General features: G+C 64.2%; 1 pseudogene. It reads left to right on the forward strand.

Features of this window, described 5'->3' with window-relative positions:
* Positions 1 to 288 (forward strand): annotated as a pseudogene (locus CYJ76_RS11470) (Cmx/CmrA family chloramphenicol efflux MFS transporter); the annotation flags it as partial.

Genomic DNA, 288 nt, shown 5'->3' on the forward strand with positions numbered 1-288 from the left:
CTGGGCTGGCGAACGACGTTCTGGGCGATCGCCATCCTCTGTATTCCCGCGGCCGTTGGAGTCATTCGTGGCGTCACGAACAATGTTGGTCGGAGCGAGACTAGCGCGACCTCACCAAGGCTCCGTGTCGAGCTCAGCCAGTTGGCGACGCCGCGGCTCATCCTGGCCATGGCACTCGGAGCGCTGATCAACGGAGGGACCTTTGCGGCATTCACCTTCCTGGCACCCATCGTGACCGAGACCGCGGGCTTGGCCGAAGCGTGGGTGTCCGTCGCGCTGGTGATGTTC

Origin of the sequence: Kytococcus schroeteri (assembly GCF_002847825.1) — a bacterium.
In the GTDB taxonomy this organism is placed as follows: domain Bacteria; phylum Actinomycetota; class Actinomycetes; order Actinomycetales; family Dermatophilaceae; genus Kytococcus; species Kytococcus schroeteri.